Annotated in this window: 28 protein-coding genes; 13 read left to right on the top strand and 15 right to left on the bottom strand. The window is 71.9% G+C overall.

Features of this window, described 5'->3' with window-relative positions; all coding sequences use genetic code 11:
• The first annotated feature begins 22 nt into the window (after positions 1–22).
• Positions 23–853, top strand: a complete 831-nt coding sequence (locus tag ACFPQ9_RS21700) for an aldo/keto reductase (RefSeq protein ID WP_380855503.1) — start codon at positions 23–25, stop codon at positions 851–853.
• Between the two features lie 92 nt (positions 854–945).
• Positions 946–1,557: a DNA polymerase ligase N-terminal domain-containing protein gene (locus ACFPQ9_RS21695; protein ID WP_380855500.1), complete on the top strand. Its 612-nt coding sequence runs from the start codon at positions 946–948 to the stop codon at positions 1,555–1,557.
• Between the two features lie 80 nt (positions 1,558–1,637).
• Here ACFPQ9_RS21695 and ACFPQ9_RS21690 read toward each other — a convergent pair whose 3' ends face one another.
• From ACFPQ9_RS21690 to ACFPQ9_RS21675, 4 genes are all read right to left on the bottom strand, one after another.
• Positions 1,638–3,974: a SpoIIE family protein phosphatase gene (locus ACFPQ9_RS21690; protein WP_380855497.1), complete on the bottom strand. Its 2,337-nt coding sequence runs from the start codon at positions 3,972–3,974 to the stop codon at positions 1,638–1,640.
• Between the two features lie 68 nt (positions 3,975–4,042).
• The gene (locus tag ACFPQ9_RS21685; RefSeq protein WP_380855494.1) at positions 4,043–4,501 is read right to left on the bottom strand and encodes a peroxiredoxin; all 459 of its coding nucleotides are present in this window, start codon (positions 4,499–4,501) and stop codon (positions 4,043–4,045) included.
• On the bottom strand, positions 4,498–4,878 hold the full coding sequence (locus ACFPQ9_RS21680; RefSeq protein ID WP_380855491.1) for a DoxX family protein: 381 nt from the start codon (positions 4,876–4,878) through the stop codon (positions 4,498–4,500). The genes ACFPQ9_RS21685 and ACFPQ9_RS21680 overlap by 4 nt, the downstream gene beginning before the upstream one ends.
• An 86-nt stretch (positions 4,879–4,964) precedes the next feature.
• Positions 4,965–5,711 carry an AraC family transcriptional regulator gene (locus ACFPQ9_RS21675; RefSeq protein WP_380855488.1) on the bottom strand — a complete coding sequence of 249 codons (747 nt, stop codon included), beginning with the start codon at positions 5,709–5,711 and terminating at the stop codon, positions 4,965–4,967.
• Positions 5,712–5,798: 87 nt separating this feature from the next.
• On the opposite strand from ACFPQ9_RS21675, the gene ACFPQ9_RS21670 reads away from it, so the two are divergent.
• On the top strand, positions 5,799–6,959 hold the full coding sequence (locus ACFPQ9_RS21670) for an MFS transporter (RefSeq protein ID WP_380856262.1): 1,161 nt from the start codon (positions 5,799–5,801) through the stop codon (positions 6,957–6,959).
• A 57-nt stretch (positions 6,960–7,016) separates the two neighbouring features.
• Here ACFPQ9_RS21670 and ACFPQ9_RS21665 read toward each other — a convergent pair whose 3' ends face one another.
• The 6 genes from ACFPQ9_RS21665 to ACFPQ9_RS21640 all read right to left on the bottom strand — a co-directional run bounded on the left by ACFPQ9_RS21665 (position 7,017) and on the right by ACFPQ9_RS21640 (position 11,898).
• Positions 7,017–7,544: a MarR family winged helix-turn-helix transcriptional regulator gene (locus tag ACFPQ9_RS21665; protein WP_380855485.1), complete on the bottom strand. Its 528-nt coding sequence runs from the start codon at positions 7,542–7,544 to the stop codon at positions 7,017–7,019.
• A gap of 34 nt (positions 7,545–7,578) precedes the next feature.
• Positions 7,579–8,757, bottom strand: coding sequence for an NAD(P)/FAD-dependent oxidoreductase (locus ACFPQ9_RS21660; protein ID WP_380855482.1), 1,179 nt, complete (start codon positions 8,755–8,757; stop codon positions 7,579–7,581).
• Positions 8,754–8,948: a ferredoxin gene (locus tag ACFPQ9_RS21655; protein ID WP_380855479.1), complete on the bottom strand. Its 195-nt coding sequence runs from the start codon at positions 8,946–8,948 to the stop codon at positions 8,754–8,756. Before ACFPQ9_RS21655 ends, ACFPQ9_RS21660 begins: the two co-directional genes overlap by 4 nt.
• Positions 8,949–9,006: 58 nt before the next feature.
• On the bottom strand, positions 9,007–10,239 hold the full coding sequence (locus ACFPQ9_RS21650) for a cytochrome P450 (RefSeq protein ID WP_380855476.1): 1,233 nt from the start codon (positions 10,237–10,239) through the stop codon (positions 9,007–9,009).
• A 136-nt stretch (positions 10,240–10,375) separates the two neighbouring features.
• Complete coding sequence (locus ACFPQ9_RS21645) at positions 10,376–11,107, bottom strand: response regulator transcription factor (RefSeq protein WP_380855473.1); 732 nt, start codon at positions 11,105–11,107, stop codon at positions 10,376–10,378.
• 134 nt (positions 11,108–11,241) lie between these two features.
• Positions 11,242–11,898, bottom strand: a complete 657-nt coding sequence (locus ACFPQ9_RS21640; RefSeq protein ID WP_380855470.1) for a TetR/AcrR family transcriptional regulator — start codon at positions 11,896–11,898, stop codon at positions 11,242–11,244.
• A gap of 88 nt (positions 11,899–11,986) precedes the next feature.
• On the opposite strand from ACFPQ9_RS21640, the gene ACFPQ9_RS21635 reads away from it, so the two are divergent.
• From ACFPQ9_RS21635 to ACFPQ9_RS21620, 4 genes are all read left to right on the top strand, one after another.
• Positions 11,987–12,589: a hypothetical protein gene (locus ACFPQ9_RS21635; RefSeq protein ID WP_380855467.1), complete on the top strand. Its 603-nt coding sequence runs from the start codon at positions 11,987–11,989 to the stop codon at positions 12,587–12,589.
• Between the two features lie 159 nt (positions 12,590–12,748).
• Positions 12,749–13,435, top strand: coding sequence for a response regulator transcription factor (locus tag ACFPQ9_RS21630; RefSeq protein ID WP_380855464.1), 687 nt, complete (start codon positions 12,749–12,751; stop codon positions 13,433–13,435).
• 74 nt (positions 13,436–13,509) lie between these two features.
• Complete coding sequence (ligD, locus tag ACFPQ9_RS21625) at positions 13,510–14,493, top strand: non-homologous end-joining DNA ligase (protein ID WP_380855461.1); 984 nt, start codon at positions 13,510–13,512, stop codon at positions 14,491–14,493.
• A 164-nt stretch (positions 14,494–14,657) separates the two neighbouring features.
• Positions 14,658–15,434, top strand: coding sequence for an NPP1 family protein (locus ACFPQ9_RS21620; protein WP_380855458.1), 777 nt, complete (start codon positions 14,658–14,660; stop codon positions 15,432–15,434).
• Between the two features lie 16 nt (positions 15,435–15,450).
• Here the strand turns inward: ACFPQ9_RS21620 and ACFPQ9_RS21615 are convergent, their stop codons facing one another.
• Positions 15,451–16,458 (bottom strand): ArsR/SmtB family transcription factor, encoded by a 1,008-nt coding sequence (locus tag ACFPQ9_RS21615; protein ID WP_380855455.1) that lies wholly within the window; start codon positions 16,456–16,458, stop codon positions 15,451–15,453.
• Positions 16,459–16,605: 147 nt separating this feature from the next.
• On the opposite strand from ACFPQ9_RS21615, the gene ACFPQ9_RS21610 reads away from it, so the two are divergent.
• Together ACFPQ9_RS21610 and hemC are read left to right on the top strand one after the other, a co-directional pair.
• Positions 16,606–17,814, top strand: a complete 1,209-nt coding sequence (locus ACFPQ9_RS21610) for an MFS transporter (RefSeq protein WP_380855452.1) — start codon at positions 16,606–16,608, stop codon at positions 17,812–17,814.
• 17 nt (positions 17,815–17,831) lie between these two features.
• Complete coding sequence (gene hemC, locus ACFPQ9_RS21605; RefSeq protein WP_380855449.1) at positions 17,832–18,767, top strand: hydroxymethylbilane synthase; 936 nt, start codon at positions 17,832–17,834, stop codon at positions 18,765–18,767.
• Between the two features lie 27 nt (positions 18,768–18,794).
• Here hemC and ACFPQ9_RS21600 read toward each other — a convergent pair whose 3' ends face one another.
• On the bottom strand, positions 18,795–19,316 hold the full coding sequence (locus ACFPQ9_RS21600) for a hypothetical protein (protein WP_380855446.1): 522 nt from the start codon (positions 19,314–19,316) through the stop codon (positions 18,795–18,797).
• Between the two features lie 437 nt (positions 19,317–19,753).
• Here ACFPQ9_RS21600 and ACFPQ9_RS21595 point away from each other — a divergent pair, with 437 nt between their 5' ends.
• Complete coding sequence (locus ACFPQ9_RS21595; RefSeq protein WP_380855443.1) at positions 19,754–20,545, top strand: SigB/SigF/SigG family RNA polymerase sigma factor; 792 nt, start codon at positions 19,754–19,756, stop codon at positions 20,543–20,545.
• Between the two features lie 3 nt (positions 20,546–20,548).
• On the opposite strand, the gene ACFPQ9_RS21590 is transcribed toward ACFPQ9_RS21595, so the two are convergent.
• Positions 20,549–20,881, bottom strand: coding sequence for an ANTAR domain-containing protein (locus tag ACFPQ9_RS21590; protein ID WP_380855440.1), 333 nt, complete (start codon positions 20,879–20,881; stop codon positions 20,549–20,551).
• A gap of 167 nt (positions 20,882–21,048) precedes the next feature.
• Between ACFPQ9_RS21590 and ACFPQ9_RS21585 the strand changes: the two genes are divergently transcribed.
• On the top strand, positions 21,049–21,849 hold the full coding sequence (locus ACFPQ9_RS21585) for a VOC family protein (RefSeq protein WP_380855437.1): 801 nt from the start codon (positions 21,049–21,051) through the stop codon (positions 21,847–21,849).
• Between the two features lie 3 nt (positions 21,850–21,852).
• Here the strand turns inward: ACFPQ9_RS21585 and glgX are convergent, their stop codons facing one another.
• Together glgX and ACFPQ9_RS21575 are read right to left on the bottom strand one after the other, a co-directional pair.
• Positions 21,853–24,009 carry a glycogen debranching protein GlgX gene (gene glgX / locus ACFPQ9_RS21580; RefSeq protein WP_380855434.1) on the bottom strand — a complete coding sequence of 719 codons (2,157 nt, stop codon included), beginning with the start codon at positions 24,007–24,009 and terminating at the stop codon, positions 21,853–21,855.
• The gene (locus ACFPQ9_RS21575; RefSeq protein ID WP_380855431.1) at positions 24,006–24,518 is read right to left on the bottom strand and encodes a pep a2; all 513 of its coding nucleotides are present in this window, start codon (positions 24,516–24,518) and stop codon (positions 24,006–24,008) included. Before ACFPQ9_RS21575 ends, glgX begins: the two co-directional genes overlap by 4 nt.
• Before the next feature lie 295 nt (positions 24,519–24,813).
• Between ACFPQ9_RS21575 and ACFPQ9_RS21570 the strand changes: the two genes are divergently transcribed.
• Both ACFPQ9_RS21570 and ACFPQ9_RS21565 read left to right on the top strand, forming a co-directional pair.
• The gene (locus tag ACFPQ9_RS21570; protein ID WP_380855428.1) at positions 24,814–25,119 is read left to right on the top strand and encodes a DUF5133 domain-containing protein; all 306 of its coding nucleotides are present in this window, start codon (positions 24,814–24,816) and stop codon (positions 25,117–25,119) included.
• 70 nt (positions 25,120–25,189) lie between these two features.
• Positions 25,190–25,878 (top strand): maltotransferase domain-containing protein (locus tag ACFPQ9_RS21565; RefSeq protein ID WP_380855425.1); only part of this gene is annotated, 689 nt, incomplete at its 3' end.

Here is a 25,878-nt window from a genome sequence, read left to right as displayed (position 1 = left end):
ACAGTCGAGGGAAGGTCCGACAGTGATCAGCATTCCGCTGCACACGCTCAACGACGGTACGACGATCCCCGGCATCGGCCTGGGCACCTGGCCGATGGACGACGCCCAGGCGGAAGAGGCGGTGGCAGACGCCCTGGATCTGGGGTACCGCCTCGTCGACACCGCGACGAACTACCGCAACGAGACGGGGGTGGGCCGGGGCATCGCCGCGAGCGGGGTTGCGCGCGAGGAGGTGGTGGTGACGACGAAGCTCCCGGGCCGGCACCACGGCTACGAGGAGACCCTGGCCTCCTTCGAGGAGTCCCGGCGCCGCCTGGATCTCACGTACGTCGACCTGTATCTGATCCACTGGCCGCTCCCCCGGGTCGACAAGTACGTCGACTCCTGGCGGGCCATGATCAAGCTCCGCGAGGACGGGCTGGTCCGGTCGATCGGCGTCTCCAACTTCACGCCCGAGCACATCGAGCGCCTCGAGCGGGAGACGGGCGTCCTGCCGTCCGTGAACCAGATCGAGCTGCACCCGCTGTTCCCGCAGGCGGAGCTGCGCGCCTTCCACGAGGGCAAGGGCATCGTCACCGAGAGCTGGAGCCCGCTCGGGCGCGGCTCCGACCTTCTGGACGACCCGGTCGTCAAGGGCATCGCCGAAACCCTCAAGGTGACGCCCGGCCAGGTCGTGCTGCGCTGGCACACCCAGCTGGGCGCGCTGCCCATCCCGAAGTCGGCCGACCGGGAGCGGCAGCGCGCGAACCTCGACATCTTCGGCTTCACCCTGGACGCCACGCAGATGGCGGCCCTCGCCGACCGGGCGCATCGGCGGCTCGGCGGGGACCCGGAGACGCACGAGGAGTTCTGAGCCGGCCGCGCGGGCGCCGGGAAGGAACTCGGCGCCCCGCGGTACGCGAGCGTCCTCGCGGGGTACCCGGGGCGCTCGGGAAGGAGGCACGCGTGGGCGAGCGGGACCGGCTGCGGGAGTACCGCGGCAAACGTGACTTCGGCCGGACGCGTGAGCCGGAGGGGCGCGGGGCGGCCGGAGGTGAGGGGCCCCGGTTCGTCGTGCAGATCCATGACGCCCGGACCCTGCACTTCGACTTCCGGCTCCAGGTGGACGACGTACTGAAGTCCTGGTCGGTGCCGAAGGGGCCGTCCGGCGACCCCGGGGACAAGCGGCTCGCGATGCCCACCGAGGATCATCCTCTGGAGTACGAGGACTTCGAGGGCGTGATCCCGGAGGGCGAGTACGGCGGCGGCACGGTCATCGTCTGGGACAGCGGGACGTACGAGCCGCTGAGCCACGACCGGTCGGGGCGGCCCGTCGACTTCGACGAGTCGCTGGAGCGCGGTCACGCCACGTTCCGGCTGAGCGGATCCAAACTCCATGGTGAGTACGCGCTGACCCGGTTCCGCGAGGAGCGGGACGGCGAGCGGGAGGCGTGGCTGCTGGTGAAGGCCGGCAAGAGCGGGGCCCGCGGGCACGGCACGCCCGATCCGCACCGGGCCCGTTCGGTGCGCACCGGACGGACGCTCGCGCAGGTGGCCGTGGAGGGCGACGAGGGGTGAACGGACAGGCCGGGTGTGAGCGGCCGGACGATCAGTCAGGAGACCGTCGGTGACACCGACTACATACTTCGGGAGAGTGATCAGACCGGCGGCAGCTGCTGTTCCGCCCAGATCGTCTTGCCGCTGCCGGTCTGCCGGCTGCCCCAGCGCTGGGTGAGCTGCGCGACGAGCAGCAGTCCGCGCCCGCCCTCGTCGTAGGCGTGGGCCCGGCGCAGGTGCGGCGAGGTCGAACTGCCGTCGGAGACCTCGCAGATGAGGGTGCGGTCACGGATCAGCCGGAGCTGGATGGGCGGAGCGCCGTACCGGATGGCGTTGGTGACGAGTTCACTGACGACGAGTTCGGTGACGAAGGCCGCCTCGTCCATCCCCCACGCGGTGAGCTGGTCCGTGGCCGCCTGCCGGGTGGTCGCCACGTGCTCGGGGTCGGGCGGTACGTCCCAGGTGGCGATGCGGTCGGCGCCCAGGGCCCGGGTGCGGGCGACCAGCAGGGCCACGTCGTCGCTGGGGTCCTCCGGCAGGACGGCCTTGAGCACGCCGTCGCACAGCGCGTCGAGGGTCTCGGCGGGCGCGGTCAGGGCCCGGCACAGTTCGGCGGTGGCGTGGTCGATGTCGCGGTCGCGGTCCTCGATGAGACCGTCGGTGTACAGAGCGACGAGGGCGCCCTCGGGCAGCTCGATCTCCATGGCCTCGAAGGGCAGTCCGCCGACTCCGAGGGGCGGCCCGGCGTTCATCTCGACGACGTGTGCGGTGCCGTCGGGCAGGACGACGGCCGGCGGCGGATGGCCGGCGGCGGCCAGGCCGAGACGGCGGGTGACGGGGTCGTACACGGAGTACAGGCAGGTGGCGCCCAGCTCGGCGACCTCCTCGGAGTCGTCCCCGGCGAGATGGGTGACCAGGTCGTCGAGGTGGGTGAGGAGTTCGTCGGGCGGCAGGTCGACGTCGGCGAGGGTGCGCACGGCCGTGCACAGCCGGCCCATTGTTGCCGACGAGGGGATGCCGTGTCCGACGACGTCGCCGACGACGAGGGCGACCCTGCTGCCGGACAGCGGGATCACATCGAACCAGTCGCCGCCGATGCCGGCCTGCGATCCGGAGGGCCGGTAGCGGTGGGCGACCTCGACGGCCGCCTGTCCGGGCAGCCCCCGGGGCAGCAGGTTGTGCTGGAGGGCCAGGGCGGTGGTGCGTTCGCGGGCGAAGCGGCGGGCGTTGTCGACGCAGACCGCGGCTCGGCTCGCGAGTTCCTCGGCGAAGACGGCGTCGTCGGGACCGTAGTCGTCCGACTGGTTGATCCGCACGGCCACCGCGACGCCGAGCGTGGTGCCGCGGGCCCGCAGCGGCACCGCCATCATCGAGTGGGCGCCGACCCGGTGGCGCCGGCCGGCCGGGCCGCGGGCGTTGCGTTCCTCGATCCACCGCATGAAGGCGGGCTCACCGGCCTGGCTCTGGATCACCCGGCCTTCCAGGATCGCGCGGGCCGGCGGCGAGAACGGCGGATAGATGTCCACCTCGCCGAGGTGCACGGCGGCTTCCGGGGTGCCCTCGGTGCCGGAGCCGTGGGCGACCCGGCGCAGGGCGATGTCGGTGCCGGTGAGCGCCGGGGGCTCCTCGGCGTCCAGGACCCAGTCGAAGAGGTCCATACTGGCGAAGTCGGCGAACCGGGGTACCACGATCCCGATCAGTTCCTCCGCGGTGCGCACCACGTCAAGGGTCGTACCGATGGCGGCGGCTGCCTCGTTCAGCAGGGCCAGCCGCTCCCGCGCCCAGTACTGGTCGGAGCTGTCGAACGCCGCGAGAGCGGTGCCCCGGACGGCGCCGGAGGCGTCCCGCACCGGCCACATCTCGATGCTCCAGGCGTGGTCCCGGTTCAGGGCCGGGGCGCCGGTGAAGCTCTCGTAGCGGGCCGGTCTGCCCGTCTCGGCGACCTGGCGCAGATGCCAGAGGAAGCCGCGGCTGTGCCGGGCGTCCTCCACGGTCTCCGGGAAGGGTCGGCCGATCAGTACGTCCTCGGAGACGCCCATGACCTGGCAGGCGACGTCGTTGAGCCGCAGGTAGCGCTGCTCGGTGTCGAAGACCGACATCGACATCGACGCCTGCTGGAAGGCCTCCGCGCCCAGGTCCGGCTCCCGTGCGCCGGGCGGTTCACCGGTGATCACGAAGCCGTCGGGTGTGCCGTCCTCGCCGAGCACGGCGTGTGCCCGCAGCTCCAGGGGCACCTGTGAGCCGTCGCGGTGGCGCAGGAGGACGCGGCCGGTGAGCGCGGCCACGGCCGCGGGCGCGGGTTCCTCGGCGAGCAGGTCCCGCGCGGGCCGTCCCACGACCTCCTCGGCGGTACGGCCGGTCAGCCGCCGGGCACCCTCACTCCACCCCTTCACCACACCCTGGGCATCGAGGATCGCCGCGGCGGAGACGCGCTCCATGTCGTCCAGCATGAGTCCTGAGCCGGACCGCATCAACCGCGAAGCCCGGCGTCACGGACGTGCCGCGCTCACTTGCGCAGGGCGGCGAGGGCCCGGTCGGCGTGGGTGTTCATCCGCAGTTCGCTGCGCACCACCTCCAGGACGGTGCGGTCCTGGCCGATCACGAAAGTGACTCTCTTGGTGGGCGCCAGCGAGAAGCCGCGCGTCACCCCGAACCGCTCCCGGACCGACCCGTCCGCGTCGGACAGCAGCGGCATGCCGAGGGTGTGGCGGGTGGCGAACTCCTGCTGCCGTTCGACGGCGTCCCCGCTGATGCCCACGGGCCGGGCACCGACGGCGGCGAACTCGGCGGCGAGATCACGGAAGTGGCAGGCTTCCGCGGTGCAGCCGGCGGTGAGGGCGGCAGGGTAGAAGAAGAGCACCACCGGTCCCTCGGCGAGCAGCTCGGTGAGGCTGCGCTCGGTGCCGGTCTCGTCCGGCAGAGCGAAGTCCTCCACCTTGTCACCGACCTTCAGCTGGGCGCTCATACCCGTCCCTCCTGGTTCTTGGCGACGCCACGGGCCCACAGCACGAGCGGGATCTGCAACGGCAGCCGCCCGAAGGCGAGCGCCTTCTGGGGCGCGGGGCGGTCGCGCCAGTCGACGGCCATCTTCACGTTGGCCGGGAACACGCCGACGAAGAAGGCCGCGGCGGCGAGCGCGGCCGGCTTGCGGGTGCGCGGCAGTGCCAGCCCGGCCGCGAGCGCGAGCTCGGCGACGCCGCTGGCGTGGGTCCAGGTCCGGGGCTTGCCCGGCAGGGAGCGCGGTACGACGGCATCGAACTGGCGGGGGACGGCGAAGTGAGCGACTCCTGAGGTGGCCAGCAGGCCGGCGAGGAGCAGGGGCGAGCGTCGGGACCGGGGCACGGATCCTCCTTGGATGGCCTGCCGTCGGATGCTACCGGAGGGTAGGTCTCCGGCCGGCATCCGCCCCTGTGCGTTCATCGGCCTTGCTACGCGCGGCGGTTGTGGGTTCCGGGGGTGTATCCGAAGGAGCGGCGGAAGACGTCGATGAAGGCGCTGGCGGAGGACCATCCGCAGCGGTGGGCGACGGTCGTGACGGGCATGTCCTCGGCGAGCAGACGCAGCGCGTGATAGAGGCGTGACTGGGTGCGCCACTGCGGGAAGGTCATGCCGAACTCCTGACGGAAGAGCCGGCTGAGGGTGCGCTCGCCGACGCCGGTCGCGGCGCCCAGCGCGGCGAGGCCGCGCGCGTCGGCGGGGTCGGCGTGGACGAGCGCGCAGACGGCGGCCAGGCGTGGGTCGGTGGCGGTGGGCAGCCGTAGGGGCTGCTGGGGCGAGGCGCGCAACTGGTCGCGCAGGACGGCGAGCAGGCGGCGGCGTTCGGGGCTGTCGTCGTCGGGGTCGCGGGTGTAGGCGAGGATCAGCTCGCGCAGGAGCGGCCCGACGGCGAGGACGGTGGGGGCGTCCAGGCCGAGCGGGTTGTCGTCGGCGGGCAGACCGACCAGGTGTAGGTCGAGGTGGCCGTGGGCGCGGTGGGCGTGCGTGGTGCCGGCGGGGACCCAGATGGCGCGGTTGCCGGGCGCGAACCAGGTGCCTGCGTCGGTGGTGACGGCGAGGACGCCGGAGCCCGCGTAGACGATCTGGTGGTCGTCGTGCCGGTGCGCGTCGATGCGTTCCCCGGCGGTCAGGACCTCGGCGCGGGTCGGCGCGGTCGGCGTGTGGCGGATGTTCGACACACTTCGGCAGATTATCGGAAGCGGGCCAGCAGCGGGCGCGGCGACGATCGCAGGGTGTCCGAGAAACGCAGTCGAGCCATCACGCTGATGTCCCTGGGCCACGCCTGTGTGGACGTGTACCAGGGTGCCGTCGCCGCCCTCGTCCCCTACTTCGTCGCCGAGCGCGCCTACAGCTATGCCGCCGCATCGGGCGTCGTACTCGCTGCCTCCCTGCTCTCGTCGGTCGTCCAGCCTCTGTTCGGGGCGCTCACCGACCGCCGGCCGATGCCCTGGCTGCTGCCGCTGAGCGCGCTGACGGGCGGCGCGGGGGTGGCGCTGAGCGGTGTCACGGATTCCTACGCGCTCACGCTGACGGTGGCGGCCGTGTCCGGGATCGGCGTCGCCGCGTATCACCCGGAGGCGGCCCGTGCGGCCCGCGCCGCGGCACGGGGCAGCCATACGGCGATGGGCTGGTTCTCCCTCGGCGGCAACGTCGGCTTCGCCCTGGCGCCGCTGCTGGTGGCGGCGGTGGTCGCCGCCGGTGGACTGGGCGCCTCTCCCCTGCTGGTCGTGCCTGCCGTGGCCGGCGCGGCCCTGTGCGCGGCGGCCGTGCGCTCGACGGGGGTCCGTGCCGCTGCCCCGTCCGGGAGCGAGGGTGCCGGGACGGACGACTGGCCGTCCTTCCTGCGCCTGTCCGGCGCCATCATGTGCCGTTCGATCGTGTTCGTCGGCCTGAGCGCGTTCGTCTCGCTGTACGTCCGTCAGCGCACCGGCGGCGGGGACGTGGCCGGCACGGCCGCGCTGTTCGTGCTCTACGCGGGCGGGGCGGTCGGGACCGTGGCCGGGGGCCGGCTCGCCGAGCGGTTCGGGCGGCTCAGGGTCGTACGCCAGGCGTACACGCTGTCCGTGCTCGCGGTCGCCGGGGTCGTTCTCGTGCCCGGTCCGGCGGTGTACCTGTTCATCGCGCTCACGTCGGCGGGCCTGTACGTCCCGTTCTCGCTGCACATCACCCTCGGCCAGGACTATCTGCCCCGGCGGGTCGGCACCGCGAGCGGGGTGACGCTGGGGCTGGCCGTGAGCGTGGGCGGTCTCGCCGCACCGGCGATCGGCGCCCTGGCCGACGCCACGTCACTGCACACGGCACTCGTCCCGCTCATCGCGCTGCCGGCGCTGGGACGGCTGCTCCTGAGCGGCCTACGGGAGCCGACCCCACCAGAGACGAACCGCCACGAGCCGAGCAAGGTCACCAACAGTTCGACAACCCCCTAGGGGCGCGGGGAACTGCGCGATCAACCACGGCGGCGGCGCAGACGGGAGACGGCAGGCTCAGGCGCTCCCCGCAGCCGCCGTCGGCTGTTGCTCAGCGTCGTCGCTCGCATGCGCGAGAAAGTCGTCGACCATGCGATGGAAAAGCGTGGCCAACTGCCGCAACTCCTCGGGCGTCCAGTCGGCCAGGGCCAGCTGCATGCCACGTGCGCCCGCGTCACGGACCCGGGCGACGGCCCGCCCGCCGGACTCGGTGAGTTCGATGCGCTGGGCCCGCCGGTCCTGCGGGTCCGGGACGCGGGTGACATAGCCGGACTTCTGCAACTGCTGCACCGTGCGCGTGACATGCGACGCCTCCACACCCAGCCGGGCGGCCAGCTCCCCGGGCCGCAACGGCTCCGAGTCGGCGACCTGACGCAGCAGCGCCACGGCCGCCCGGTCCAGCGGCACCCCGGCCAGTGCCATCAGCCGTTCGTGCTGCCGGGCGCGCGTACTCAGATAGGTGATTCGGGTGAGCGCGCGCTCGATCTCGACCACTTCCGGTGACGCGGGGCTGTCGGGGAGTTCGGGGAGCGGTGTGGTGGACATGCCCGCCACTTTACCATCTCATTGCGTAACTCAATTAATTTGCGCCTGCATCGATATGAACCGCTTCCCGCCAGCTCACACCGGTGGCGATGGTTTGGCGCCAGTGCCGGATCGCCCTGGGCGGCATCCGCACCGCGAGCGCCCCGGCCACCCGCTCCCCGGTGCGGTACACGGCGACGAACCGTCGCTCCGCAAGATCGCCCTGCACCACGGCCGCTTCGTCGTGCCCCCGCAGGTAGCCGTACGCCTGGATCTTCATGCCGTACTGGTCGGACCAGAAGTACGGCACCGGCGCGAACGGCTTGCGTGCCCCGGGACGCAGCAGGTTGCGGGCAACGGCCATGCCCTGTTCCGCGGCGTTGGTGCGATGCTCGACGCGCAGGGAGCGGTCGAACAGCGGGTTGTGCCAGCGGGCGACGTCCCCGGCGGCGTAGACGTCGCGTGCGGCCGCGCAGTACTCGTCGCAGACGACGCCGTCGCCGACCGTGAGCCCGCTGCCGGCGAGCCATTCGGTGTTGGGCACTGAGCCGACGGCTGTCAACACCTCGTCGGCCTCGACGAGTTCACCGTCGGCCAGCCGCACCCCGTGCCCGGTCACCTCGGTCACCGTGACGCCGCAGCGCAGGTCCACGCCCCGTTCCCGATGGGCGTCCGTCAGCATCCGCCCGACCTGGGTGCCGACAGCGTGGGCGAGCGGCACGGGAGCGGGCTCCAGGAGCGTCACCTCGCAGCCCAGCCGCCGGGCGACCGCGGCGGCCTCGGCCCCGAGGAACCCGGCACCGACCACGACGAGCCGCCGACCCGGCACCAGCCGGTCCCGCAGCCGCACCGCGTCGTCCAGGGTGCGCAGCACATGCCCGCCGTCCCCCGGCAGTCGGCGCGGACGCACCCCGGTGGCGATGATCAGGCCGTCGTACGGCACCGCCGAACCGTCGCCCAGTTCCACCTCGGCGTCGGCGAGCCGCAGGCCGGTCGCGGGAACGCCGAGGCGCAGGTCGAGGTCGAGTCCGGCGAGGTGGTCGGGGGTGCGCAGGTGCAGTCGCCCCGGCTCCCATTCGCCGGACAGCACCTGCTTGGACAGGGGCGGGCGGTCGTAGGGGGCACGCGGTTCGTCGCCGATGAGGGTGAGGGTGCCGTCGTAGCCCTCGCGGCGGAGTGTCTCGGCCGCCGCGAGTCCGGCGGCCGCGGCACCCACGACGACGATCCGCCTCACTGGTCGACCAGCCGGATCGCGGCGGCCGGGCAGATCGCCACGGCTTCGCGGACCCCGTCCAGGTGCTCGGCGGCGGGCCGCTCGTCGAGCAGGATCGCGATGCCGTCGTCGTCCTGGTCGAACACCTCCGTCGCGGCGAACACGCACTGCCCGGACGCGACGCACTTGTCGGCTTCCAGCTCCACCTTCATGATGCGGTTTCCTTTCCTCGGACGTGGGTGTGGTTCGTGGTGCGCGGGTGAGGAAGGGTCACCAGGACACGGGCAGTTCGTGGACGCCGTAGATGAACGCGTCGTTCTTGAAGCGGACGTCCCGCAGGTCGCCGGCCAACTTCAGCGTGGGGATGCGCCGGTAGAGGGTGCCGTAGACGACCTGGAGCTCCATGCGGGCCAGCGGCTGGCCCAGGCACTGGTGGACACCGAAGCCGAAGGCGACGTGGCGGCGGGCGTCGCGGGTGATGTCGAGGCGGTCGGGGTCGGCGAAGACCTCGGGGTCGCGGTTGCCGATCTCGTTGACCATGATGACGCCCTCGCCGGCCCTGATCACCTGTCCCGCGATCTCGATGTCCTCGGTCACCGCCCGGCGCCGGCCGAGGTGGGTGATGTGCAGGTAGCGCAGGAGTTCCTCGACAGCGGAGGCGACGAGCCTCGGGGCGTCGGACTCGCGCAGGAGGGCGAGCTGGTCGGGGTGCTGGAGCAGGGCCAGGGTGCCGAGCGCGATCATGTTCGCGGTGGTCTCGTGGCCGGCGATCAGCAGGAGCAGGGCCATCTCGGTCGCCTGCTGATGGGTGAGTTCACCGGCGGTGACCCGGCCGGCGATGCTCGACAGCAGGTCGTCCTTCGGCTCGGCGATCCGCTTGCCCACGACTCCGGCGAGGTAGCCCGCGACCTCACGGCCGGCGGCGCCGCGGTCCTCTGGCGTGGCGGTCGTGCGGACCATGGTTCTGGTGTGCTCCTGGAAGAAGTCGTGCTCCTCGTAGGGCACGCCCAGCAGTTCGCAGATGACCAGCGACGGGAGCGGCAGGGCGAACGCGTCCACCAGGTCGACCGGGGCGGGTCCTGCCAGCATGTCGTCGATCAGGCCGTCCACGATGCGCTGCACGGCCGGCCGCAGCGCCTCGACCTTCTTGACGGCGAACGGCGCGGTGACCATCCGGCGCAGCCTCGCGTGTTCGGGGTCGTCCATCATGATGAAGCTGAGCTTGCCCTCGCCGCCCTCGGGACTGGCCTTGGTCGGGTAGCCCGGCCGGTCGGTGTCGGCGCTGACGCGCGGGTCGCCCAGCAGGGCGCGCTGCTCGGCGTACCGGGTCACGAGCCAGGACTCGCTGCCGTCCCACAGCCGCACCTTGGCGAGCGGGCCCTCCCGCTGAAGGTCCTTCAGCGCGGGCGGCGGGTCGAAGGGACAGCGGGACTGCCTGGGCATGGGGAACTCGGGAACGGCGTCCGGCGCCTCGGACGTGCGACCGGTGAGGGTGTCGGCCATGGTTCACCTCGGCTGTGGGGGCTTCGATGGCTGTGGGGGGCTTCGATGAGCACATGCAAACAGAGCGGTCTGACGCGTTCCGGTCAGTTCCCTGACAGGAGGCTGACGTGGCCCGGATCACACGATCGCCACCGGCTCAGGAGGCTGCGTCGGCGCCACCCAGCCAGTAGCCGAAGCCGCGGCGTGTGTGGATCAGTGCCGGGGCGTCCCGGTCCACCTTGCGGCGCAGTCGGGACACGAGCTGCTCGATCGCGTTGTCGCCGCGATGGTCGCCCCACACATAACGGCCGATCTGCTCCTTGGACAGCACCCGGTGGGAGTTGACCAGGAGATGGCGCAGCAGCCGGTACTCCGCGGGCGTGAGGTCCAGCGCCCGCGTGCCCCGTCGTGCCCGGCACACGGTGTCGTCCAGGACGAGGTCGCCGTGGCGCAGTGGATTGCCCCTGGCCCGGCCGGGACGGGCGTCGCGCAGCAGGACCTGGATCCGGGCCAGGACCTCGGCCACCCGGAACGGCTTGGTGACGTAGTCGCGTCTCCCCGGGCCGAGTTCGGGCACGAGCCGGTCCAGGGAGTCGCACTCGGCGAGCAGCAGGACGGGCGGACGGTACGGCAGCTCGGGCCGGCGCTCCCGGTCGAAGTGCCCGTGGTCCGATACGTCGGTGTCGAAGACGACCAGGTCGAAGCGGCGTGCGGCGACGCGCGCGACTGCATCGGCGCCGGTGCCGGTGAGACTGATCCGGTAGCCCGCCAACTCCAGTGTGGTCGTGAGGAGTTCGGCGAGGTCGGCTTCGCCGGCGACGACAAGGAGATGTTGGCCGGCGCCCCGGGCGAGACGCTCCGCTGGGCGCTCCGCCGGCAGTGCCGCCATGGGTTGTCGGTGGTCTGCGGGGCGGTCGTGGCTGGTCGCGCCCCGCGGCGGAGCCGCAGTTCGATACAGCCCCGCGCCCCCTGGGGGCGCTGCCGAACCGGTGTTTAACCCGCTCCGTCCGTCGAGGGTCGGTTTCACGGTTGTGCTCCGGGGGTCGCGGGGGCCAGCCACATGCCGACGACCGCGTCGGTGAGGCCCGTGGCGGCGTCGTCCCAGGTGGCCCGGGGCGTGGGGGTGTGCTCGGCGAGGGCGCGTTCGCGCTCGGCGGCCACGTGGACGATCAGATGGCGGACCATCTCGCCGCGTTCGGCGCGGACCTCGGACGGAAGGTCGGGCAGGCACCGGTTGAGGCCGTCGATGATCGTCTGCAGGGACGGGGAGGTGAGGGCCTCCTCGACCATGATCCGGTGCAGCGCCGGGTCGGCGGCGACCTGCGCGCAGAACCGCGCGTACCAGGTGGGGCTGCCGAGCGCGGCGAGGTGTTCGAGGGAGGGGCGGACCAGACAGTCCACCCAGCCGCGCACGTCGTCCGCGTCCGTCAGGTCGGCGACCAGGCGTGCGCGGATCTCCTCGATAGGCGTCGAGTGTCTGCGGACGATGGCGCGGACGAGGTCGGTCTTGGTGCCGAAGTGGTAGCCGACGGCGGTGTTGTTGCCCTGTCCGGCGGCCTCGCTGACCTGGCGGTTGGACACCGCGTACACACCGTGTTCGGCGAAGAGCCGCTCGGCCGCGGTCAGGAGCAGCTCTCGGGTCGCGCCCGCCTGCTCCTCCCGCAGTGTCCTGCCTGCCATGATCACCACCGCACCGGGACTGGGCACCGCGCTTCGGCGACCAGTCCCTCGGGCCGCCGCGGTTTCGTCTCCGTACAATCTAAGTCACTTGATTGAACGGGATGCGGGCACCGCCGTCGGTACCCTCGCCGTGGTCGACTGCCGGCTGCTGCCGAAGACCGAGGCCCACCGCACCATCGACGGCCCGCTGACCGAGCGGCTGCGCACCGCCGTGCGCGATCCCGGCATGCTCACCGATCTGCGCTGGATGGCCGCCTACTACGTCTACGGCGCTCTGGTCCTGTTCGCGCTGCCGCTGTGGCCCGTCGCCCTGGTCGTGGACGGCGTGGGCTGTGGGCTGCTGCACCGGCGGGCCGTCGTCCTGCCGTGGATCGTGCGCCTGGCGGATCTGGCGGCGAACTGGTCGACGACGGTGCTGCGGCCGTCTCCGCATGCGCTGCCGGCGGCGCGGGTCGAGCAGCTGACCGTGACCCGGGCCGAGGCGATCGCCGCGCACGGCGCCGAGCTGCGCCGGCAGGAGAGGACTGCGGATCCGTGTCACCGACGACGGCCGGGGCGGGGTGGACGAGTCCGGTGGCTCGGGTCTGCTCGGGTGCGGCGGAGGGGCGCGGCGCTCGACGGGACCGTACGGGTGTCGAATCCGGCCGGCCGACCGACGGTGATCGACGTGGAGCTGCCGTGCGTGTGGTGAGCGCCGGGCCACCGGCCGTCCTGCTCGGGGATGACCCGGACCGGGCGCATACTGCGTTCCGAGTATGGGCGATTGTCGGCGGACGGACGACGACACGGCGGGCCGCCGGCGCGAGGCTGAGGGCCGACCCATGATCCGGAGCCGGAAGAAGCACCACCCATGACCATCCGTGTACTGCTCGCCGACGACCAGGCCCTGCTGCGGGCCACCTTCCGGATCCTGATCGACTCCTGCCCGGACATGGAGGTGGTCGCCGAGGCCACCGACGGCACCGAGGCCGTCGAGCTCGCCCGGGTCCACCGCCCCGACCTGGTCCTGATGGACATCCGGATGCCCGGCACCGACGGGCTCGCGGCCACCTCGGCGATCTGCGCCGACCCGGACCTCACGGCGGTACGGGTGCTGATCCTGACGACGTTCGAGATCGACGAGTACGTGGCGCAGGCGCTGCGGGCCGGGGCGAGCGGCTTCCTCGGCAAGGACGTCACCGCGGACGTGCTGCTCGCCGGCATCCGCACCGTGGCCGCCGGCGAGTCCCTGCTCTCCGCGACCGCGACCCGCACCCTGATCGCCCGGTTCCTGTCCTCGCCCGCCGAGAGCGCCCAGTCGGCCGCTCCGGAGCACCTGGCCGCCCTCACCGCCCGCGAGCGGGAGGTCATGGCCTGGGTGGCCGAGGGCCACTCCAACGAGGAGATCGCCGGGAAGCTCTACGTCAGCCCGCTGACCGTACGCACCCATGTGCATCGCGCCATGACGAAGCTGGGCGCCCGCGACCGTGCCCAACTCGTCGTCATGGCCTATCAGTCGGGTCTGGTGCGGGCCGTTCCGCCGAACGGGGGCGAGTGACGCCACGCCCGCCGTTCAGGGGAAATCGGCGGCCGGTGCGCGTGGCGGCGGGCGGGCGTGTCGAGAACTGACCCGTGAGCCTGCCGCTGATCCCTCCCATGCTCGCCACTTCCGGCAAACTCCCGCCCACCTCCCAGGACGCGCGCTGGGCCTACGAGACCAAGCAGGACGGCCAGCGCGCGGTGGTCTATCTGGCGGGTGACGGCACCCTGCTGCTGCGCGCCCGCTCCGGCGAGGACATCACGGCCGCCTACCCCGAACTGCGGGCGCTGGGCGACAGCCTCGGGAGCTCACCCGCCGTGCTGGACGGGGAGATCCTGGCCCTGGACGAACAGGGGCGCGCCGACTTCCAGTTGCTCCAGTCCCGGATGGGGCTGGCGCACTCGCCCGCCCGGGCCGCCCGGATGGCCGCGCAGACGCCCGCGCATCTTGTGCTGTTCGACGTGATGCACCTGGCGGGCCGCTCCCTGCTGAAGGTCCCCTACTCCCGGCGGCGCGGGCGGCTGGAGGACCTCGATCTGAACGGGCCGTTCTGGTCGACGCCGGGTGCCGTGGTGGGACATGGGGCGGAGGCGCTGGAGGCCACCCGGGAGCACGGCCTGGAGGGGCTGGTGTGCAAGCGGCTGGATTCGCTGTACGAGCCCGGGGTGCGTTCCCGCGCCTGGGTGAAGATCCGCAACATGCACAGCGAGGACGTCGTCGTGGGCGGCTGGCTGCCCGGCAAGGGCCGGCTCACGGGTCTGCCGGGCGCCCTGCTGGTCGGGCAGTTCGCGGCCGACCGTCGGCTGCGGTACGTCGGCGGGGTGGGCACCGGCTGGAGCGAGGCGGAGCGGACCGAGCTGGCCGAGCTGATGCGGGCCGTGGCGACGGACGAGTGCCCCTTCGATCCGGTGCCCCGGGTGGCGGGCGCGTACTGGGTGCTGCCCCGGCTGGTCGGCGAGGTGCGCTACAGCGTCCGTACCCGGTCGGGGCTGCTGCGCCAGCCGTCCTGGCTACGGCTGCGACCGGACCTGACGCCGGAGAAGTCGGCGGCCTGGCTGCCGGAGGACAGCGCCTGACGGTGTGCCTCGCCGGCCAAGGCACCTGTGCCGGGCGCCAATTGTTGTGCTGATCGTTACCAGCGGTACGCCCGTGCCTCTTGGCACCGATGTGAAACGCCGGGATCCTGAACTCCCCATCCCCCCATAGCCGTTGGGCTGCGCCGTTCCAGGAGGAGGACGCAGTGGCGTCACAGTCGTTCCGCACCCACAGCAAGAGATGGCTCACCGGGCTCGCCGGTGCCGCCGCCCTTGTCATCGCTTTCCCCAGCGCCGCCTTCGCCGCACCGCCCGGTGCCCTGCCCGGCAACGCCGAGTCGGCCGAGCGGACGTATCAGCCGGCCTTCGACTACGACACCGACGGGTGCTACTCCACCCCGGCCATCGGCCCGGACGGCACCGTCAACGGCGGCCTCAACCCGACCGGCGCACTCAACGGCCAGTGCCGTGACGCCTCGGACCTCGACAACACCAACAGCTACTCGCGCTACAAGTGCAACAACGGCTGGTGCGCGTACCTCTACGGCCTGTACTTCGAGAAGGACCAGGCGATAGCGGGCAGCAGCATCGGCGGGCACCGGCACGACTGGGAGCACGTCGTGGTGTGGGTGCAGAACAACGCGGTCCAGTACGTGTCGACGTCGAACCACGGCTCGTTCACGGTGCACGCCGCGTCCTCGGTGCGCTTCGACGGCACACACGCCAAGATCGTTTACCACAAGGACGGCATCAGCACGCACTGCTTCCGGCTGGCGAACTCGAACGACGAGCCGCCGGAGAACCACAAGGGCACCTGGCAGTACACGCCGCTGGTCGGCTGGAACGGCTACCCGGCGGGCGTACGCGACAAGCTCGTCGCGTACAACTTCGGCAGCGCCAACTTCGGCCTGAAGGACGGCAGTTTCGCGTCCCATCTGTCGTCGGCGAAGCCGTCCGGCATCTCCTTCGACCCGAACGCCTGATCCCCGGGCGTCCCGGTCACCGCACCCCTGGGCCGACGTCCCCCTCCACGAGGGTGTCGCCCAGGGGCGTCCGTGCGTAGAGGACGTGGTTGCCCTGGCGGCGGGACTCCAGCAGCCCGGCGTCCCGCAGCGTCGACAGGTGGGCCGACACGGTGGACGGGGCCAGGCCGTGACGGCGGGCCAGATCCGTCGTCGTGGCGGGTACGGCGAGACCCGTGAGGACGGCCGCTCGCTGGTGGCCGAGCAGCCGGGCGAGCGCCCCCGCCGGGCGCGGTGCCGGGGCGTCGTGCAGGCGGCCCATGCCACGGGCCGGGTAGATGACCGTCGGCTGCCAGGGCCGGGCGAAGCCGCTCACCACGTCCGGCCACACGAACACGCTCGGCATCAGCAGCACTCCCCTGCCGTCCGGGCGCTGGGCGTCGGCGAGTTCGCCGTAGCGGCGCAGGGTGAGCGTGTGGTCGGTCCAGTCGACGGCCGGGTGCAGGCCGGTGAGCAGCGCATCCAGGCCGCCGTCGGCCGCCCGGCGCGAGCGGTGCGCGATGTCCGCCTCCAGCACCGAGCGGTGCCGCGGCCAGTCCGGGGCGAGCAGCGCGTGCCAGGCCCGTTCGGTGAGGTCGGCCAGGCGCCGTACGGTGGCGGCGGGGTCGTCGAGCGCGGCGCGCCCCGCGGGTGAGTCGGCGAGGCCGGGGACGCAGGCCAGGGAACGGGTCATCTCCGCATGGGCCAGGGCCGGGTCGGTGGCGCGCATCCGTGCCAGCTCGTCGTCGAAGGACGGGTACGGGTCGTCCGGGGGCGCGCCCAGGAAGTCGGGGGTGTAGCCGCGGACGGGTGGGACGAACAGCCACAGGGGTGTCAGGTCGAGGCCGGCGAGGGTACGGCGCATACGGCGCAGCCAGGTGCGGTGGTAGCCGTGCCGGGCCGGCCGGCGCAGCATCCGCAGCACCTCATGGGTCTGGCAGAGCGGCGAGATCGCGAACCGGCAGCGCGTCAGGTCGTCGGTGCCGAGGTGCAGGGCGAGCGGCATGCGACCCCCGTCGTGAGCGGCGATTCGTCCCGGACCGAAAGAGAGTCTCGGGACCGAAAGGGATTCGTCCTGGACCGAAAGAGTAGAGCGCGCCGGTCGCGGCCCCGCACGCTGACCCCCGACTCCCCCTGTCGGAAAGGCGGTCGGATGGGCGGCACATCTCCGGCTCCGTGGCGGCGCGCTGCCGTCGTCGCGGCGCTGATGCTGGCGGCGTTCACCTTCAACACCACCGAGAACCTGCCGGTCGGGCTGCTCGCGCTGATGGCGGACGATCTGCGGGTGTCGCTCGCCGCCGTGGGCGCCCTGGTCACCGGGTACGGCCTGACCGTGGCGGCCGCCTCGCTGCCGCTCGTCCAGGTCACCCGCTCGGTGCCGCGCCGCCATCTGCTGGCCGCAATCCTGGGGCTGCTCGCCGTGGCGAGCTGGGTGTCGGCGCTGAGCGGAGTGTCGTACGGGGTGCTGCTGTCCGCGCGCGTCGCGACGGCGCTGGCGCAGGCGGTGTTCTGGTCGGTGATGGGGCCGGTCGCGGTCGGCATGTTCCCGCCCGAGCGCCGGGGGCGTGTGATCGGGGCACTGTCCGTCGGCGGTTCCCTTGCCACGGTGGCCGGCGTTCCGGCCGGAACCTGGCTGGGCGGGCACACCGGCTGGCGCACCCCCTTCGTCCTGCTCGGGGTGCTCGCGCTCGTCTCCCTGGTGACGATCGCCGCGCTGCTGCCGACGTCCCGTCCGCAGGACGGTCATGCCGCGTACGGTGCCGCTCCCGACCGGCGCGGGTTCCGTGTCGTGCTCGCGGTGACCGCGCTGTCGGTGACCGGTGCCTTCGCCGGGTTCACCTATGTCGTCGCGTTCCTCCACGAGGTGAGCGGGTTCGGCGCGGGCGCGGTGAGTGCGGTGCTGTTCGCGTTCGGCGGGGCGGCGCTGGCGGGCGTCGCGGTGACCGGGCCGCTCCTCGACCGGTTCCCGCGGGCCACGCTGACCGTGCCGGTGGCGGCCCAGACGGTGGCGCTGCTCGGGCTGTGGGCGACGGGCCATGTCCCGGCGGCGAGCGTGGTGCTGATCATGGTGCTGGGCGCTTCGGTCTCGACCGTCTTCATGGCGACGCAGAACCAGGCGCTGAGGGTCGCGCCGGGCCGGACCGAGACCGCACTCGCCGCCAACTCGGCCGCCTACAACGTGGGCATCGCCGCCGGTGCTCTGCTCGGGGGCGCGCTGCTTCCCGTGGCCGGGGTGCGCGGCACCTTCCTGGCCGGAGGGCTGTTCACGCTGGCCGCGCTGGTGGTGCAGGCGCGGCCGGCACGAGCGCGGGCTCTCAGCCGGGCGCGAATCGGGCGGTGCCGTACGAGTGCGGACGTGTGAAGGTCTATCGTGGCGGCATGTCCGCCCCTGAACTGATCCGTATCGTCTCCCGCGACTCGCCGATGGCGCTCGCCCAAGTGGAGCGTGTCCGCGCCGAGTTGGCGGCCCTGCACCCCGGCCTGCGCACCGAGGTCGTGCCCGTGAAGACGACCGGTGACAAGTGGATGGGCGACCTGGCCCAGGTCGAGGGCAAGGGCGTGTTCACCAAGGAGGTGGACGCCGCCCTGCTGGCGGGCGAGGCCGATCTCGCCGTGCACTGCGTGAAGGACATCCCCGCCGACCGGCCGCTGCCGGCCGGCACCACGTTCGCCGCGTTCCTGAAGCGGGACGACGTCCGCGACGCGCTGATCCACCCCGGCGGGCTCACGCTGGACGAGCTGCCGGCCGGAACCCGGATCGGCACCTCCTCGGTTCGCCGGGTCGCGCAGCTGGCCGCCACCCACCCGCACCTGGAGTGCGTGCCGTTCCGCGGCAACGCCAACCGGCGCCTCGAGAAGCTCGCGGCCGGCGAGGCGGACGCGCTGCTGCTCGCGGTGGCCGGCCTGGAGCGCATCGGCCGCACCGACGTGATCAGCGACACCCTCTCCCCCGAGGTGATGATGCCGCCCATCGGCGCCGGCATCCTCGCGCTCCAGTGCCGGGAGGACGACGCCGAACTCATCGACGTCGTCAGCGGCCTCGGCGACCCGGACACGTTCCGCGAGGCCACCGCGGAGCGCATGTTCCTGCATGTCCTGCAGGGCCACTGCAACAGCCCGATCGCCGGGTACGCGCGCGTGGACCGCGGTGGTGAACTGTCCCTGCGGGCCTGTGTGTTCACCCCGGACGGCAAGACGCGGCTGAACGCGCACGAGTGGGCCGGCCGACTGGATCCGGCCACGCTGGGCACGTCGGTCGCGGTCGCGCTGCTGCGTCAGGGCGCCCGCGAGATCATCGACGGCATCCCGCACTGAGCCGGGCGGGCACCGACCTGACGTCCGTCAGGCGGTGCCTTCCTCGGCCTGCTCCCGCAGGAAGTTGCTGACCTGGAGCGCGAGGCCGTCGCGCAGGGTGGCGGCGTGGGCGCCGGCCGAGCCCTCCTGGAGGCCGACGCCGCCGGTCCACAGCCGGCGGTCCGCCCACTCCTCCTCGACCCGCAGCTGGATCTGCACGTCGACCTGGCTCAGGCTCGCCTCGGGGCCGGCCGCGTAGAGCACGGCGGTGGCCCGGCGCAGCGGGTAGACGTCGAAGCCCTCGATGAACTGCGAGTTGCGCCAGTCCATGAACGCGGCCTCGCCGTCGCGGCCGATCCGCACGTCGATCTGGCCGTCCTCGAGGTGGATGCCGAGGTGCCGGTCGCCGCGGTTCTCGACGGTGACCCGAACCCTGAAGTACGACAGCCCCTCGGCGGCGTCGTCCCGTCCCCGCGGCGGCTCGGCGGCCTCCAGGCAGTGGACGCGGACACGCAGACCGGCATGCTCGTCGTACTCGTGCCAGTCCCCGACCACGTTCGGCTCGTACACAATCCACCTCTCGACCCAGAGAGCTGCTTCCTATCTTTGCGCTCAGTGCACTGTCAAATGAGCAGAATGCGCTGTGGCCAGCCCATTCGCCCTCTTGATCACCGATCAAGCCGTGGGCAGGAACAATCGCCCTCCGGGACGTGCGCGGGCGGTCTCCCACGTGCCGCACATCACGTTCCGCGCACCTTGTTCCGCGCCGGCGAAGCCGAGCGCGAAATGGGCGGGGGTAGCTGAGCGGGTTGGCCTTGTAACACGTAGTCGCATTCACGAAATGTGTTTCAGGTTCCGACCGGGCGGGCATACGTTTTTATGTGCTTCGGACAGGAGGCACGTCCGTGGGAGCCGGCCCACCAGGCCCCTGGGGTGTCCTCCACGAGGTCCGAGTGCGCGCCTCCCATGGCTGTCCAGCCAGCACCTGCTGAGGGAGGTGCGCACGGATGAGTGCCACCACCAGAACGAAGCAGCACCCGCACGACGACGCCCCCGACACCGCCGAAGCGTTCGCCCGGCTCGTGGGACTCCCCGAAGGGCCGGAGCGCAAGGTACTCAAGGACGAACTGATTCAGGCCTGGTTGCCCATGGCCGAGCGGATCGCCGTCCGGTTCAAGGGCCGCGGCGAGACCCTGGAGGATCTGTACCAGGTGGCCGCCCTGGGCCTGGTGAAGGCCGTCGACCACTACGACCCGGCCCGCGGCCATGCCTTCGAGGCGTACGCGGTGCCCACCATCACCGGTGAGATCAAGCGGCACTTCCGCGACCACATGTGGACGCTGCATGTGCCGCGCCGGGTCCAGGACCTGCGCAACCGGGTGCGCAGCTCCACCAAGGAGCTGTCGCAGCAGACCCCGGGGCGGGCTCCGACGGTTCCCGAGATAGCGGAACACGCGCAGCTGAGCGAGGACGAGGTGCGCACCGGGATGGAGGCCCTGGACTGCTTCTCCGCGCTGTCGCTGGAGGCGGAGATGCCCGGGACGGACGGCTATGCGCTGGGGGACGCGATCGGCGGCCCGGATCCGGCGTACGAGGTGGTCGTCGACCGTGTCTCCGTCCAGCCGTGCCTGCAACGGCTCCCGGAGCGCGAGCGGACGATCCTCTACCTGCGGTTCTTCGGCGGGATGACGCAGAGCCGCATCGCCCTCCAGCTCGGGATCTCGCAGATGCATGTGTCCCGGCTGCTCAGCGGCTGCTTCGCGCATCTGCGTGACGAACTGCTCGCCGAGGCCCGGTGAGCCCTACTCCTGTGCCGTCCCCGGGATCTGCGTCGGGCCGTGCCGCTCCAGGGCTTCCTCGAGCTCGAAGCGGATCTCGGGCGGCATCTCGCCCTCCCTGCCCCAGACCAGAATAAGTTCCGCGACCCGGCGGAGCTTGATGTTGGTGTGCTGGGAGACGTCCTTCAGCACCGCCCAGCCCGCGTCCGGCGACACCCGTCCCAGCGCGACGATCATGCCGATCGCCTGGTCGACGACGGCGTGCGAGACCACCGCTTCCTTGAGCTGGTCGACTTCCTCTTCCAGTTCGAGAATCCGGTCGGTCTCGTCGGCGGGCTCGCTCGGTACCGGTACCACGGCTCCATCCTCGTCTCTTCGCCGGTCGGGTGCCAGTGAACCCATGGACGGACATCGGCCGTTTCGGCACTCCGGCGGGGGTACTCGACAGGCCCGGGAGCGGTTCCGGTCGGACACTGGGAGCAGACCGGTGGCCGCCGGTGCGGCGAGACCAGGACGCGACTGCCATGAACAACACGAAAACCCCCAGGAGCACGGCCGAGGTCGTGTCCACACACTCCGTGTTCGGAGCACCCTGCTGGGTGAGCCTGACCAGCCGTGACCTGGAGGCCACCCAGACGTTCTACACGGCCGTGCTGGGGTGGCGCTGGCGGCCGGCCAAGCTGGGTGACCGCTTCCGTGTCGCGCTGGTGCAGAACGTGCCGGTGGCCGGGATCGCCGCGGTCGCCTCGATGTGGCAGATGGCCGTGGCCTGGACTCCCTATTTCGCCGTACCCAGCGCGGACGAGGCCGTCGCCCGCGTGCAGGAACGCGGCGGCACCGCGGCCGTCGGGCCGCTCTCCCTGCCGCCGGGGCGGGCGGCGCTGCTCGCGGACCGCGACGGCGCGACGTTCGGTATCTGGGAGGGGGAGCTCATCTCCAACTGGGAGACCTGGCGGCGGGCCGCGCCGACGTTCATCCGCCTGCACACCCGCGACGCGTTCGACGCCGCCATGTTCTACGGCGAGGTCCTCGACTGGGCCACCGAGGGGCCCGGCTACTGCGAGGTCCACTACGAGGGCGGCGAGGTCGTGCTGCGCAGCGGGGGTGACGCGGTGGCGCGCATCGAATCGGGGGCGGTGGGGTCCGCGCCCGATCCGACGATCCGTCCGCATTGGCAGGTCCACTTCGCGGTGGCGGATGTGGCGGAGTGCGCGCGGACCGCCGAGCTGAACGGGGGCAGTGTGTTGTCGATGGGCAGTGACGAGGCCGTGCTGCGGGATCCGGACGGGGCGCAGTTCACGGTCACGTCCCGCCGTGAGAGGTGACGGTCAGCGGCGTTGGCGCGAGGGCCTGGACAGCAGAACCAGGCTTCGCCGTTCGATCAACAACGCCGTGCCTGCCTTGTGTTCGGCCTCGTCCGAGGTGCCCTGCTGTTCCGAGGTGTCGATCAGGGTCGTCCACCGTTCTCCGTACGTCTCGTCCGGTAGCTGGAACTCGACCGGCTCCCAGTAGGAATTGAGCAGCATCAGGAACGAGTCGTCCACGACCGGCCGCCCGCACGAGTCGGGCTCGGCGATCGCGTCTCCGTTGAGGAAGGCGGCGACCGCGTGGGCGTCGGGTCGGCGCCAGTCGTTCGGGGTCATCTCGCGTCCGTCGGGGAGGAACCAGACCAGGTCGGGCAGCGGCTGGTCGGGGTGGGTCGGGGTCTCCCCCTGGAAGAAGCGCCGGCGGCGCAGGACGGGGTGGGCGGCGCGCAGGCCGATGACGTGGCGGGTGAAGTCGGCGAGCGCGCGCTGGTCGTCGGTGAGCCGCCAGTCCACCCAGGAGACCTCGTTGTCCTGGCAGTAGGCGTTGTTGTTGCCGCGCTGGGTGCGGCCGAGTTCGTCGCCGTGGCAGAGCATCGGGATGCCCTGCGACAGCAGCAGCGTGGCGAGGAAGTTGCGCTGCTGACGGGCGCGCAGCCCGAGTACCGCCGGATCGCGCGTCTCGCCCTCCGCACCGCAGTTCCAGGACCGGTTGTGGCTCTCGCCGTCCCGGTTGTTCTCGCCGTTGTCGTGGTTGTGCTTGTCGTTGTACGAGACGAGGTCGCGCAGCGTGAACCCGTCGTGCGCGGTCACGAAGTTGACGCTGGCGCGCGGGCGGCGCCGGCTGTGCGCGTACAGGTCGGAGGAGCCGGTCAGGCGGGAGGCGAACTCACCGAGCGAGCCGGGCTCGGCGCGCCAGAAGTCCCGTACGGCGTCCCGGTACTTGCCGTTCCACTCCGACCACAGCGGCGGGAAGTTGCCGACCTGGTAGCCGCCCTCCCCCACGTCCCAGGGCTCCGCGATCAGCTTGACGCGGCTGATCACCGGGTCCTGCTGGATCAGGTCGAAGAACGCCGAGAGCCGGTCCACCTCGTGGAACTGCCGGGCCAGGGTCGCCGCGAGGTCGAAGCGGAAGCCGTCGACGTGCATCTCGGTGACCCAGTAGCGCAGTGAGTCCATGATCAGCTGGAGCACGTAGGGGTGGCGCATCAGCAGGCTGTTGCCGGTGCCGGTGGTGTCGTAGTAGTGCGCCCAGTCGCCGTCCACCAGACGGTAGTACGAGGCGTTGTCGATCCCCCTGAAGGACAGCGTCGGGCCGCGCTCGTTGCCCTCGGCGGTGTGGTTGTAGACCACGTCCAGGATCACTTCCAGGCCGGCCGCGTGCAGCGCCTTCACCATCGTCTTGAACTCGTCGACCTGCTGGCCGCGGGTGCCGTGGGCGGCGTACGCGTTGTGCGGGGCGAAGAAGCCGATCGTGTTGTAGCCCCAGTAGTTGGACAGACCGCGGTCGAGCAGTACGCCGTCCTGGACGTACTGGTGCACCGGCATCAGCTCCACGGCGGTCACGCCGAGGGAGGTGAGGTGCTCGACGATCGCGGGGTGCGCCAGCCCGGCGTAGGTGCCGCGCAGCTCCGGCGGGACGTCGGGGTGAGTGCGGGTCAGACCGCGCACGTGCGCCTCGTAGATGACGGTGTCGGCGTACGGCCGTCTCGGCGGGCTGTCGTCGCCCCAGTCGAAGTACGGCTCGGTGACCACGCCGAGCATGGTGTGCCCGGCGCTGTCCGCCGGGGACGGGGCGCCCGGGGCGCGCTCGAAGAGGGAGGCGTGGTTGTCGACCTGGCCGTCCACGGCCCGGCTGTACGGGTCGAGCAGCAGCTTCGCCGGATTGCACCGGTGGCCCAGGCCCGGGTCCCAGGGGCCGTGCACCCGGTAGCCGTAGCGCTGCCCCGGGCCGACGCCGGGCAGATAGCCGTGCCAGACGAAGCCGTCGACCTCGGTCAGCGGAACCGCGCTGTGCCGGCCCTTGTCGTCGACGAGGACGAGCTCGACGCGTTCGGCGACCTCGCTGAACAGGGCGAAGTTGGTGCCCCGGCCGTCGTGGGCGGCTCCCAGCGGGTAGGGGTGCCCGCTCCAGGCGGACACCCCTCGGCTCTTGTCGTCGCGGCGCCGACGTCCGGTCACCGAGCCTCCTCCAGGACGCCGTCCCGGATGCCCGCCGCGGGCGCGACGGCTGTGGCGGGCACGTCGCGGGGGACGCCGCGGGCCTCGCGCAGACTGGGCGCGGGGGCGGTGGGTACGAGCGGGGCGCGTTCGCCGGCGCGGGCACGCTGCGAGAACCAGATGACCTTGCTGCCGGACTCGGTGGCGCAGCAGCCCCACCCGTCACTGACCAGGGCGATGTGCCGCAGGCAGGCGCGCAGCTCGTGGTCCGGGCGCAGGGCGCGGTCGTTGTCGCCGACGGCCGTGATGAGGTGCTGGCCGTTCCACCACATCTCGATCGAGATGTTCTTGTCCGTAGCGTGCTCGTCGATGGCCCGCAGCAGCATCTCCGCGCCGTTGCGGACGGGCTCGACAAGCGTCTCCAGGTCCCAGTACCGGAGGTGGGCTGCCAGAATTCGGCTGACCTGACCCACCCGTTCGGGGCTGACTTCCACGTCGAGGTGGTAGTAGCAGGGCACTGCGGTCTTCACCGTTTACCTCCTCACCGCGAAAGCTCCCGCTCTCCTCGCCCCTGCGGGACGGGGCCCCGATGACGGAGCGTGAGCGCTGATCGCTTCTGAGTCACTCCAGGGTGGGGGCGGTACGCCATTCGTGCAACAGGAGCACACACCTGAGGTAGTTGAAGATCCAACAGGACGCTGCGTCGTCAACCGTGCACCATGTGTGAAGACCTCGATGCCCGTAACGGAACCCGTGCGTATGCGCGCACGGGTTTCCGCCCGACGGACGGGAAACGCTCATCGAGCCCGGAAGGTGAACGGGCCAATGCTGCTACCGGCCAAAGCCGAAGTCGCCCGGCAACTGCGGCGATACCGGGCCTGGGAACGAGCCATGCTCGCGGCCCCGGCCGACCTCACGGTGCGTGCCACCTTCGAGGACACCGGCTACACCCTCTGTGTGCTGATGGGGAAGCGCTGCGCCCGCGAGGCCGTGGACGCCGCCGAGCGGTTTCTGCGGATCACACCGGCCGCCTATCTCCGGGAGCAGGACGAACGGCCCCGCACGGCGAGCGTCTCCGCCCGGAGAGGACCGCCGAGATCGCGGCGGCGGCGTTTCCATGCCGGAAGGTAGTCGGCTTCCGGCGAAGATCGAACCCCCGGCCGGGCCTTGTGCCCGGCCTCGAGCACGGTGGAGGTGAACCATGGGCAGGACCAAGAGCAAAGCCGTTGCCGGCACCGGGACCATCGGCCGTATCCCGGTACGGGACGTACGCCCGGCCGTGGAGTGCGGCAGGCATCCGGCGAAGTCGGTCGTGGGCGAGACCTTCGAGGTCACCGCCACCGTGTTCCGCGAGGGCCATGACTCCGTGGCCGCCAATGTCGTGCTGACCGACCCGGACGGCCGTCCCGGCCCCTGGACACCCATGCACGAACTGGCCCCCGGCATCGACCGCTGGGGCGCCAAGGTGACCCCGTCCGCGATGGGCCGCTGGACCTTCCATGTGGAGGCCTGGAGCGATCCGGTGGCCACGTGGCGGCGCACCGCCCGCATCAAGGTGCCGGCCGGGATCGACGTCGGGCTGGTGCTGGAGGAGGGCGGCGAACTGTACGAGCGTGCCGCCGCCGGTGTGCCCGACGAGACGGAGCGGGCGACCGTGCTGGCCGCCTCGGAAGCGCTGCGCGACGACTCGCTGCCGCCCGTGTCACGGCTCGCGGCGGCGTTCGCGGCGAACGTGGACGCGGTGCTGGGGCGTTATCCGTTGCGGGATCTGGTCACCGCGTCGGATCCGCTGCCGCTGCTGGTGGAGCGGGAGCGGGCCCTGTACGGCTCCTGGTACGAGTTCTTCCCCCGCTCCGAGGGGACCGCGGAACGGCCGCACGGCACCTTCGA

Origin of the sequence: Streptomyces coerulescens (assembly GCF_042657965.1) — a bacterium.
GTDB lineage: Bacteria > Actinomycetota > Actinomycetes > Streptomycetales > Streptomycetaceae > Streptomyces > Streptomyces coerulescens.
Note: the sequence above shows the minus strand (reverse complement) of the source record. Positions and strands in the feature narration are given on the sequence as shown.